10 protein-coding genes are annotated in these 10,476 nt (G+C 63.7%); 5 read left to right on the forward strand and 5 right to left on the reverse strand.

Annotated features, from left to right (window positions below; translation table 11 throughout):
- Positions 1-18: 18 nt before the first annotated feature.
- Positions 19-951, reverse strand: coding sequence for an FAD-binding protein (locus PSV33_RS18085; RefSeq protein WP_300563889.1), 933 nt, complete (start codon positions 949-951; stop codon positions 19-21).
- Positions 952-1,057: 106 nt separating this feature from the next.
- Complete coding sequence (locus PSV33_RS18090; RefSeq protein WP_293592422.1) at positions 1,058-1,807, reverse strand: electron transfer flavoprotein subunit beta/FixA family protein; 750 nt, start codon at positions 1,805-1,807, stop codon at positions 1,058-1,060.
- Positions 1,808-2,185: 378 nt separating this feature from the next.
- Between PSV33_RS18090 and PSV33_RS18095 the strand changes: the two genes are divergently transcribed.
- The 3 genes from PSV33_RS18095 (at position 2,186) to PSV33_RS18105 (ending at position 5,055) form a co-directional block, all read left to right on the forward strand.
- Complete coding sequence (locus tag PSV33_RS18095) at positions 2,186-3,196, forward strand: TRAP transporter substrate-binding protein (protein ID WP_300563891.1); 1,011 nt, start codon at positions 2,186-2,188, stop codon at positions 3,194-3,196.
- Between the two features lie 84 nt (positions 3,197-3,280).
- Positions 3,281-3,766 (forward strand): TRAP transporter small permease, encoded by a 486-nt coding sequence (locus tag PSV33_RS18100; protein WP_300563893.1) that lies wholly within the window; start codon positions 3,281-3,283, stop codon positions 3,764-3,766.
- Positions 3,763-5,055, forward strand: coding sequence for a TRAP transporter large permease (locus tag PSV33_RS18105; protein ID WP_300518720.1), 1,293 nt, complete (start codon positions 3,763-3,765; stop codon positions 5,053-5,055). The genes PSV33_RS18100 and PSV33_RS18105 overlap by 4 nt, the downstream gene beginning before the upstream one ends.
- Before the next feature lie 40 nt (positions 5,056-5,095).
- Here PSV33_RS18105 and PSV33_RS18110 read toward each other — a convergent pair whose 3' ends face one another.
- Genes PSV33_RS18110 through PSV33_RS18120 form a run of 3 tightly spaced genes read right to left on the reverse strand, consistent with a single transcriptional unit; the run spans position 5,096 to position 8,156 of the window.
- Positions 5,096-6,412: a mechanosensitive ion channel domain-containing protein gene (locus PSV33_RS18110; RefSeq protein WP_300563895.1), complete on the reverse strand. Its 1,317-nt coding sequence runs from the start codon at positions 6,410-6,412 to the stop codon at positions 5,096-5,098.
- Positions 6,397-7,185 carry an enoyl-CoA hydratase gene (locus PSV33_RS18115; protein ID WP_300563897.1) on the reverse strand — a complete coding sequence of 263 codons (789 nt, stop codon included), beginning with the start codon at positions 7,183-7,185 and terminating at the stop codon, positions 6,397-6,399. The genes PSV33_RS18110 and PSV33_RS18115 overlap by 16 nt, the downstream gene beginning before the upstream one ends.
- A gap of 17 nt (positions 7,186-7,202) precedes the next feature.
- The gene (locus PSV33_RS18120; protein WP_300563899.1) at positions 7,203-8,156 is read right to left on the reverse strand and encodes a histone deacetylase family protein; all 954 of its coding nucleotides are present in this window, start codon (positions 8,154-8,156) and stop codon (positions 7,203-7,205) included.
- A 29-nt stretch (positions 8,157-8,185) separates the two neighbouring features.
- Here PSV33_RS18120 and PSV33_RS18125 point away from each other — a divergent pair, with 29 nt between their 5' ends.
- On the forward strand, positions 8,186-9,106 hold the full coding sequence (locus PSV33_RS18125) for a MoxR family ATPase (RefSeq protein WP_300563901.1): 921 nt from the start codon (positions 8,186-8,188) through the stop codon (positions 9,104-9,106).
- A 113-nt stretch (positions 9,107-9,219) separates the two neighbouring features.
- Positions 9,220-10,203, forward strand: coding sequence for a DUF58 domain-containing protein (locus PSV33_RS18130; protein ID WP_300563903.1), 984 nt, complete (start codon positions 9,220-9,222; stop codon positions 10,201-10,203).
- Positions 10,204-10,476 lie beyond the last annotated feature (273 nt).

Here is a 10,476-nt window from a genome sequence, read left to right on the forward strand (position 1 = left end):
CCTGTTCATCCACCCGGATTAAAGGGCGGCGACCAGTTCGGGGACCGCCGTGAACAGGTCGGCCTCCAGGCCGTAGTCGGCCACGCTGAAAATCGGCGCCTCGGCATCCTTGTTGATCGCCACGATGACCTTGCTGTCCTTCATGCCGGCCAGATGCTGGATCGCGCCACTGATGCCGGCGGCGATGTACAGCTGGGGCGCCACAATCTTGCCGGTCTGGCCGACCTGCCAGTCGTTGGGTGCATAACCGGCATCGACCGCAGCACGCGAAGCACCGAGCGCCGCACCGAGCTTGTCGGCCAGCGGGGTCATGACTTCGTTGAATTTTTCGGCACTGCCCAGCGCGCGTCCACCGCTGACGATGATCTTGGCGGCGGTCAGTTCAGGGCGGTCGCTCTTGGCGATTTCGCTACCGACAAAAGTCGACTTGCCGCTGTCGGCCACACCGGTCACGATTTCCACAGCGGCAGAGCCGCCGCTGGCTGCTGCCGCATCAAAACCCGTGGTGCGCACGGTAATCACTTTGGTGGCGTCCAGGCTCTGCACGATGGCAATCGCGTTGCCGGCGTAGATCGGGCGCTCGAAGGTATCGACCGCATCGACCTTGGTGATGTCGGAGATCTGGCCGACGTCCAGCAGGGCCGCGACACGCGGTGCGATGTTCTTGCCCGAAGCCGTGGCGGGGAACAGGATGTGCGAATAGCTGCCGGCCAGCGCGATGACCTGGGCGGCCATGTTTTCGGCCAGGCCGTGTTCGAAGTGGGCGCCATCCACGTGGATGACTTTGGCCACGCCGGCAATCTGGCTGGCGGCTTGAGCGGCTGCGCCAGCGTTCAGGCCGGCCACCAGCACATGCACCTCGCCGCCGCACTGGGAGGCAGCGGTGACGGTGTTGAGGGTGGCGGGGCGGATGCTGGCGTTGTCGTGTTCTGCGATGACAAGTGCGGTCATGGTGTGACTCCTGGAAAACTGTTTATGTCTACGTTGTACCGGCGCTTCCAATTTGATTCGCCGACCGTTCGATCCCCGCTGCGCGGGGCCCCTCGTCCGGGGCGAATCAAATGACTTTGGCTTCGTTGCGCAGCTTGTCCACCAGCGTGGCGACATCGGGCACCTTGATGCCGGCGCTGCGTTTTGGCGGCTCGCTGACCTTGAGCGTCTTGATACGCGGCTTGACGTCGACTCCGAGGTCTTCAGGCTTGACGTTGTCGAGCTGCTTTTTCTTCGCCTTCATGATGTTGGGCAAGGTCACGTAGCGCGGCTCGTTCAGGCGCAGGTCGGTCGTGATGATGGCCGGCAGGCTCAAGGACAGGGTTTCCATGCCGCCGTCGACTTCGCGCATGACCACGGCCTTGCCGTCGGCCACGTCGACCTTGGAGGCAAACGTCGCCTGGGGCCAGCCCAGCAGGGCGGCCAGCATCTGGCCGGTCTGGTTGCAGTCGTCGTCAATTGCCTGCTTGCCCAGGATCACCAGTTGCGGCTGCTCCTTGTCCACCAGGGCCTTGAGCAGCTTGGCAACCGCCAGCGGCTGCAGCTCTTCGGCGGTTTCCACCAGGATGGCGCGGTCGGCGCCAATGGCCATGGCCGTGCGCAGGGTTTCCTGGCATTGCGCCACGCCGCAGCTCACCGCAATCACCTCGGTCACCACACCCTTTTCCTTCAGCCGGGTGGCCTCTTCGACGGCGATCTCGTCAAACGGGTTCATGCTCATCTTGACGTTGGCGATATCGACACCGGTGCCATCGGATTTGACGCGGACTTTGACGTTGTAATCCACAACGCGTTTGACGGGTACCAAGACCTTCATGCAGGACTCCAGAGTTGATTGAATTGACGTGTACGTAAAGCACCTGATTCTATGCTGCGGCTGCCGGGTTGCCTGAAGCACAGGCTTTCGGCAGCGAGGCGTATTGACAGCAAAGAACAAAAAAGAACGATCGTTCTATTTCATTATAAGGACCCCTGCCGGCCGAATTAGAGCCACCGACCCAAAGCACTGTTGCCCGGGCGACATTTGAGCGCCAAATTAACAGACCGTTTGGTCGGTTAATTGGGGTAAGCATGGACAGACTGGCGCCCATCAGTGACTTAAAGTGGCTGTTCCGAATGAATCAGGGCAACCCCCGCCACTGAGTCAGCCCTCAACAAAGTCATCCGGTCAGCCTGCTGACCACCCGGAGTGTTTATGAACATCAAACCGATTGCCGCCGCCCTGCTCACCGTCTGCAGCGGCCTTGCCTCTGCCCAGACCGTGCTGACCGTCTCCAGCTGGCTGCCGCCCACCCACACCCTGAGCATGGCCCAGAAGGAATGGTGCGACCTGCTGGAGAAAAACACCGCCGGAAAGATGAAATGCAACATCCTGCCGCGGGGCGTCACTGCAGCGCCTGGCACCATGGACGCTGTCAAGAATGGCCTGGCCGACTTGTCCTACACCGTGCACGGCTACACCCCGGGACGCTTTCTCTACACCCAGATGGCCGAGTTCCCCTTCCTGGGCAACACCTCCGAGCCGATTTCCGTGGCCTTCAACAAGGTCGCCATGAAACACCCCGAGTTCCAGGCGGAACACCAGGGCGTGAAGGTCCTGTCCTTCTTCACCCACGGCCCCGGGATTGTGTTCAACACCAAACGTCCCGTGACCAACGTGGCCGAGCTCGGCGGCCTGAAGTGGCGCGTCGGCGGCGGCATGGTCAACGAGATCGCCAAGACGCTGGGCATGAATGTCACGCTCAAGCCGGCGCCCGACTCGTACGAGCTGCTCTCCGGCGGCGTCATGGACGGGACCTTGTTCCCGGCCGAGTCCACCGAGTCGTTCAAGATCGACAAGCTCATCAAACATGCCACCACCTTTCCCGGTGGCCTTTACAACACCAGCTTTGTGTTCATGATGAACCAGGCCAAATACGACAAGCTCCCCGCCGACCAGAAGAAGGCGGTGGACGCCATCTCCGGCGAAGTGGCTGCGCGCATTTACGGCCGCGGCTGGGACCGCGTGGATCGCCGCGCCATGGGCCTGATGCAGGCCAACAACGTGCAGGTCGTCAAGGCCGATGCAGCCTTTGTTGCCGACGTCAAGACCAGGACGGCCCCGCTGGAACAGAAGTGGGTCAAGGACGCTGAAGCCAAGGGCCTGAAGGACGCGGCCAAGGTGCTGGCTGAGTTCCGCGCGGAAATCGCCCGCCAGGAAAAATAACCCGCTGACGCCCAGACGCCAGCCCCGGCGCGGCCTCATGGACAATGAGGGCCGCGCTTTTTTTCATGGATCGAGGCACATAGATTGAACAAGTTGATCGAGAGGGTCTGCGGCCTGCTGGCTGCCCTTGCCCTGTTCGCCATCATGGCGCTGACTTTTTTTGACGTGGGGGGGCGCAAGCTTCTCTCCAACTCCATCACCGGCTCCCTGGAACTCACCGAGCTGCTGATGGTGGTGGTGATTTTTGCAGCACTGCCGCTGGTTTCGCTGCGCGGCGAACATGTGGTGTTCGACTCCCTGGACCACTACCTGCCCGAGGCTGTCCGCAAGGTGCAACGCATCCTGATGCAGCTGATCTGCGGCGTGGTCCTGCTGGCACTGGGCTGGCTGATGTGGCAAACCGGCGGCCAGTACCTGGAAACCGGCGAGACCACGGCACAGCTGCTGATCCTGAAAGCGCCCTTCATTTACGGCATGGCGGTGTTGTGCGCGCTGGCCGGGCTGATTCACCTGGGGATGGCTTTGCGCCCCGCCTCCGATACCGACACGGGTGAAGGAGTCACGCTGTGACCGAAGCCCTGCTTGGTTTTGGCGCCATTTTCGTGCTGGCCCTGTTGCGCCTGCCGCTGGCTTTTGCCATGGGCCTGGTCGGCATCGTCGGCATGGGCCTGACACGCGGCTGGCACCCGGCTCTGGCCAGCACGGCGCAAGTCGTCCATGAAACCGGTTTTGCCTACACGCTGTCGGTGATCCCGCTGTTCATCCTGATGGGAAATTTTGTCGCCCGCGCCGGGCTGGCCCATGAGCTGTTTCATGCTGCCTACGCCTTCATCGGCCACCTGCGCGGCGGCCTGGCGCATGCCACCATCGCGGCCTGCGCCGGCTTTGGCGCCATTTGCGGCTCGTCGATTGCCACCGCCGCCACCATGAGCAAGGTCGCCTACCCGTCGATGAAACGGCTGGGCTACAGCGACTCGCTCTCGACCGGCGTGATTGCTGCAGGTGGCACGCTGGGCATCATGATTCCACCCTCGACCATCATGGTCATCTACGGCATCGTGACCGAAACCAACATTGGCAAGCTCTTTGCGGCCGGCGTGATCCCGGGCATCCTGATCGCCCTGCTGCTGATGGTGGCCGTGGTTTTCATGACCTTCATGGATCCGGAGCATGCGCCGGCCGCTGAAAAATCGAGCTGGTCCGAACGCTGGAAGGCCTTGCGCGGCATCTGGGGCGTGTTGCTGCTGGTGGTGCTGGTGTTGGGCGGCATTTACGGCGGCGTGTTCACCGCCACCGAGGGCGCAGGCATAGGCGCGGCGGGTTCCTTCCTGTTTGCACTGGCACGGCGCCGGCTGACGGTGAAAGCCACGCTGGAGGTGCTGGTGGAGTCGGCGCGCACCACAGCCATGCTGTTCACCCTGCTGATCGCGGCAACCATTTTTGCCAACTTCGTGAACTTCACCTCCATGCCCAATGACCTCAAGGAGTGGATCACCCACCTGGGCCTGTCTCCGGTGATGATCGTCGCGGCGATGATGATGATCTACGTTCTGCTGGGCACCGTGATGGAAGAGCTCACCATGGTGCTGCTGACGATTCCGCTGTTTTTCCCGATTGTGGTGTCGCTCGGTTTCGATCCGGTCTGGTTCGGTGTGCTGATCGTGATGGTGATCCAGATCGGCCTGATCTCGCCGCCCGTGGGCATGAACCTGTTTGTGCTCAACACCCTGTTGCCCAAGGTCGGTCTGGGCGCCATCTTCCGCGGCGTCTGGCCTTTTGTGGTCATGCAGGTGGTGGCGCTGGGCATCCTGCTGGCCTTCCCGGGGCTCAGCCTCTGGCTGCCCTCTTTCATGAAGTGAAGGCAGTCGCCGCGCCGGAACGGGCGCGGCACGGGAGGCCTCAGGAAACCTTGACCTCTTGCCCCGCCTGGGGCCGGGTGTGAATCACCCGCTGCGGGTAAGGAATCTCGATGCCGTTGTCGCGCAGCGACTGCAGGATGGCGAGGTTGATGCGCGAGCGCAGGTTCTGCTGGCCGTTTTCGGGGTCGGTCATCCAGTAGTTCAGCGTGAACTCCAGGCCGTCGGCCCCGAAGTTGGTCAGGTTGACACCCGGGCCCGGGTCGCGCAGCACGCGATCCTGCGCGAGCGCCGCCTCGGTCAGCAAACGCATCACCAGTTCGACGTCGCTGTCGTAGCCCACCGACACCACGGTCGACTGCAGCACGCGCGAATCGGCCAGGGAGAGGTTTTCAATGCGGTTGCTGATGAACATTTCGTTGGGTACGATGGACTCGCGGCCGCCCAGCGACCGCACCACGGTGTAACGCGCGTTGATGTCGGTGATGCGGCCCTCGAAGTTGTCAACCCGCACGTTGTCACCGATGCGCACGCTGCGCTCGGCCAGCATCACAAAGCCGCTGACGTAGTTGGCAGCCAGTTTCTGCAGGCCGAAGCCTATGCCCACGCCGATCGCCCCGCCCAGCACCGACAGCGCCGTCAGGTCAATGCCTACCGCCGACAACGCCATCAGCAGGCCCACAAACATCAGCACCGCGCGGGTGGCGTTGCTGATCGCCTTGCGCAGCGACAACTCATTGCCGGTGGCAGAACGCAGCAATCGCGTTTCAATCGCCGCGGAGATCCACAGCGTGATCAGCAGCACCACCCCGGCCGTCACCGCACCCTCGAGCATGGTGCGCACTGACAGGGTCGAGTTGCCGACCTTCCACTTGATGTCGTCGAGCTCTTCAAGAATCACCGGAAGCAGGCCGCTGACCCAGAGCACCATCGCCAGCCAGGCCAGCCACGAAATGGTGCGTTCCAGGGCCCGCACAAACGGGGCGTCCTTGAAGGCCACCTGCAGCACCTTGACACCCAGGCGAATCACCGCCAGCGACAACAGCACCGGAACCGCCACCTTGAACACGGCCACGGGAAACAACCGCGCCAGCAACGTCTGGGCCGCGTAGGCAAAAAACAGCAGCAGCAGGGGAAACAACACACCGTCGATCACGCGCCGGCCAAACAGGATGGAGGTGCCGTCCGCCACGACGCGCGCGCGGCTGGCCACCCGCACCAGCAGCCAGGCCAGCAGTACACAGGCGATGAGCGCCGCCAGTTCGGTCAGTGCACTGGGTTGGGCCATCGCGGCAAACCATTCGTCAAGCGTGTCGATTCGGGCGGACGTCGTCGCCCGGGAGCTCACAGGGCCGGCCATTGGGGCTTCCTTTTGTCGATGAAGGCCTGCACGCCCTCCTGCGCCACCGGGTGAACCATGTTGCAGGCCATGGTCTGGCCGGCGAGCTGGTAAGCGGCCGCGATGCCGGTTTCGCGCTGCTGGTAAAACAGGGCCTTGCCCATGGCAATGGCCTCGCGCGGTTTCGCCAGGATGGCCTGCAGCATCTGCTCTATTTCAGCATCCAGCGCCTGCGGCGCCACCACGCGGTTGACCAGGCCGCGTACGCGCGCTTCTTCGGCAGGGATGAAGCCGCCGGTGAGCAACATTTCCATGGCCTGCTTGGCGGGAATGTTGCGCACCAGCGGCACGCTGGGTGTGGCACAGAACAGGCCCACATCAATGCCGTTGACACCAAAGGTCGCCTCGCTGCTGGCCACCGCCAGATCGCATTGCGCCACCAGCTGGCAACCGGCAGCCGTGGCCACCCCCTGCACCCGCGCGAGCACCGGTACCGGCAGGGTCTGGATCGTGAGCATCATGCGGGTGCATTGCGCAAACAGCTTCTGGTAGTAGGCCAGTTCGGGCTGCGCGCGCATTTCCTTGAGGTTGTGTCCGGCGCAAAAAGCCTTGCCTTCGGCAGCCAGCACCACGATGCGTGCAGCAGGGTCGGCGCCAACGGCATCCAGCGCGCCCTGCAGGGCCGCCAGCATCTCTTCGCTCAGGGTATTGAAAGCATCCGGACGGTTCAGCGTCAGCCAGTTCACTCCGCGCTCGTCGCGGGTATGCAGCACGGGGGCCGAAGAATCATTCATGGCAAGAATCCAGAGGTCTATAGATCGGCAAGCACGCGGATATGCGCCTCCACGCTGCGTGCCAGTGCACCCAGGTTGTAGCCGCCTTCGAGCGAGGAGACGATGCGGCCCCTGGCGTGGCGCTTGGCCACGTCCTTCAGGCGCATGGTGATCCAGGCGTAGTCCTGTTCCGTCAGCCCCAGCTGGCCCAGGTCGTCCTCGCGGTGCGCGTCAAAACCGGCGCTGATGAAAATCATCTCCGGCTTGAAAGCCTCCAGGCGTGGAATCCACATCATCTCGATCAGCTCGCGGATGTCCATGCCCTTGGTGTAGGCCGGCACCGGCAGGTTCACCATGTTGGTGGCCTGCGTTTCGGCGCCGGTATACGGGTAATACGGGTGCTGGAAAAAACTCACCATCAGGATGCGGTCGTCGCCGCGAATGATGTCTTCCGTGCCGTTGCCGTGGTGCACGTCGAAATCGACAATCGCCACGCGTTTGAGGCCGTGCCGCTCCAGCGCGTATTTGGCCGCCACCGCAATGTTGTTGAAATAACAGAAGCCCATGGCCTTGTCGTGGCAGGCATGGTGGCCGGGCGGCCGCACCGCGCAAAAGGCGTTTTCAACCTCGCCCGCCATCACCGCATCGGTGGCCGCCAGGGTGGCGCCGGCCGCGCGCAGGGCCGCCGTCCAGGTGTGCACGTTCATCGAGGTGTCGGGGTCGATCTGCGCGTGGGTCGGACCACCCGCGAGAATCTCTTCGGCGAGCTGGTCGCTCAGGCCGCGCAGCGAGGCAATCAGCATGCGGCCATGCGCCAGCTCCAGGTCGCTGGTGGAGGCGAGTGGTGCGTCGCGCCGGTCCAGCGCATCACCGACGCCGGTGATCAGCAGCCGGTCTTCAATCGCGTCGAGCCGCTCCGGACATTCCGGGTGCCCGGCACCCATCTCGTGTTTCCAGCAGTCTTTATGGGTGAAATAGCCGGTGGCGCTCATAGGAGAAATTTTGCGGTAAGGTTGATGACATGAACGCGAAACAAAAAATTCAAACGCTTTTGAATCAGCTTAACACGGTCATTGTGGGCAAGCCGGCCCAGGTGCAGGACTGCGTCGCCTGCCTCCTGGCCGGCGGGCATCTGCTGATCGAAGACGTGCCGGGCGTCGGCAAAACCACGCTGGCGCATGCGCTGTCGCGTTCGTTCGGACTTCAGTTTTCACGCGTACAGTTCACCGCCGACCTGATGCCCAGCGACCTGACCGGCGTATCGATTTACGAGCGCCAGAAGGAAAGTTTCGTGTTCCACCCCGGACCGATTTTTGCCCAGGTGCTGCTGGCTGACGAGATCAACCGCGCCAGCCCGCGCACGCAAAGTGCACTGCTCGAGGCCATGGAAGAAAAGCAGGTGACGGTGGAGGGCGAAACCCGGCCGCTGCCGGTGCCGTTTTTTGTGATTGCCACCCAGAACCCGCACGACCAGCTGGGCACCTACGCCCTGCCCGAGTCGCAGCTGGACCGTTTCCACATGCGCATCTCGCTCGGTTACCCGGACCGCGCCGCCGAACGCGAACTGCTGGGCGGCAGCGACCGCCGCGACATGGTCGACAAGCTGACCACCGTGCTCATGCCGCATGACCTGCTGGACCTGCAGCAGCAGGTCCAGCAGGTGTATGCGGCGGAACCCCTGCTCAATTACCTGCAGGACCTGATTGCGGCCACCCGGTCGGGCCGCTGGTTTTTACAGGGCCTGAGCCCGCGCGCCGGCATCGCCCTGGTCCGCGCTGCACGCGCGCAGGCTTTCCTGAGCGGGCGCGACTACGTGGCGCCGGATGACATCGTGGCCGTGCTGCCGCAAACCGTGGCGCACCGGTTGATCCCGGTCAGCGACGCCGGGCGCGGCTCGGTCGAGCAGGTGCGCGCCATGATCGAGGCCGTGCCCTTGCCATGAAGCCTCCGGCAGGAAGAGAAAATGCGATCAACGTGGCACAGCAATTTCCCGCCGGGCCGCCCCAAGGGAAATTAGCCCCCTCGGGGGGCAGCGCAGTACGCGCAGCGACCAGCGTGGGGGCCACATTCCTGCGCGGGCGTTTCCAGCAATGGTGGCAAAGCCGCCTTCCGCTGACCGACAGCGTGGTGCTGACCCAGCGCAATGTCTACATCCTGCCGACGCGCCCCGGTCTCATGCTGGCGCTCACGCTGCTGGTGTTGCTGGTCGCCTCCATCAACTACCAGCTCAACCTGGGCTACCTGCTGACCTTTTTGCTGGCCGGCAGCGCCCTGACCGGCATGCATGTGTGCCACGGCACCCTGCGCGGTCTTGCCATGAATTTGATAGCACCCCCCGCCCATTTCGCGGGCACTGCAGCCGTTTTTGACGTCAAACTCACGAACAGCCGCCGCTCCGTGCGGCATGGCATCGGCATCAGCGTGCTGGCCGCACCGGGCGCGACCGGGCAGCCGCACTGGGCCTGGACCGATGTGCCGGCGCAGAACAGCGCCACGGTGCAGGTCGCCTTCACCCCGCAACGCCGCGGCCTGCACCGCCTGCCCACGCTGACCGCCGAAACCCGGTTCCCGCTCGGCACCTTTCGCGTCTGGACCATCTGGCGCCCCGCAGCGCAGATGCTGGTCTACCCGGCGCCGGAGTTGCGCCCGCCTCCCCTGCCCCCTGGCGAGCCGCGCTCGGGCGGGGCCGACGCCTCGGCACGCTGGCAAAGCGCCGGCGAGTTCGACGGCGTACGCGGCTACCGCCGCGGCGACCCGCTCAAACTCGTCATGTGGAAAAAAGCCGCCAAAGCCGACGACCAGGGCAACGGCCTGGTGGTGCGCGACACCCAGCAGGCCCAGCGGCACGAACTCTGGCTGGACTTTTTGCAGGCCGGCTCGCTCGGCACAGAAGCTCGGCTATCGCGCCTGTGCGCCTGGGTGCTGCAGGCCGACAGGCTGGGCCTGCGCTACGGCCTGCGATTGCCGGGGCTGGAGATCAAGCCGTCCAGTGGCGAGGTGCACAAACGGCAATGTCTGGAGGCGCTGGCCTTATGTTGAGCGCTGCTGGGCTATCAGCGAACCCGGGCTGGAGACTAACTCCACTTGTCTGGGCTGGGCTGGTTGAAGCCGTCTTTGCCCCCGCTGCTCGTGGTTTGCCTGCAAGCCGGGTCTCGCCCCGGCGGGCGAGGTACTTTTCTTTGCGTCGCCAAAGAAAAGTACCCAAAAGAAAGGCGACCCGATGGTCTGGGTCCCTTCGCTTCGCTACGGGCAACCTCCGGTGCTCGACAAAAGCGGGGTCTCGCTCGAACTCGGCTTCGCCTCAGACAATCG

The sequence above is a fragment of the Polaromonas sp. genome (assembly GCF_029945895.1).
Lineage (GTDB): Bacteria > Pseudomonadota > Gammaproteobacteria > Burkholderiales > Burkholderiaceae_C > Polaromonas.

Coding starts and splice junctions, on each gene's coding strand:
- PSV33_RS18085 (WP_300563889.1), bottom strand. CDS start 951: ATGACCGCACTTGTCATCGCAGAACACGACAACGCCAGCATCCGCCCC.
- PSV33_RS18090 (WP_293592422.1), bottom strand. CDS start 1,807: ATGAAGGTCTTGGTACCCGTCAAACGCGTTGTGGATTACAACGTCAAA.
- PSV33_RS18095 (WP_300563891.1), top strand. CDS start 2,186: ATGAACATCAAACCGATTGCCGCCGCCCTGCTCACCGTCTGCAGCGGC.
- PSV33_RS18110 (WP_300563895.1), bottom strand. CDS start 6,412: ATGGCCGGCCCTGTGAGCTCCCGGGCGACGACGTCCGCCCGAATCGAC.
- PSV33_RS18115 (WP_300563897.1), bottom strand. CDS start 7,185: ATGAATGATTCTTCGGCCCCCGTGCTGCATACCCGCGACGAGCGCGGA.
- PSV33_RS18120 (WP_300563899.1), bottom strand. CDS start 8,156: ATGAGCGCCACCGGCTATTTCACCCATAAAGACTGCTGGAAACACGAG.
- PSV33_RS18125 (WP_300563901.1), top strand. CDS start 8,186: ATGAACGCGAAACAAAAAATTCAAACGCTTTTGAATCAGCTTAACACG.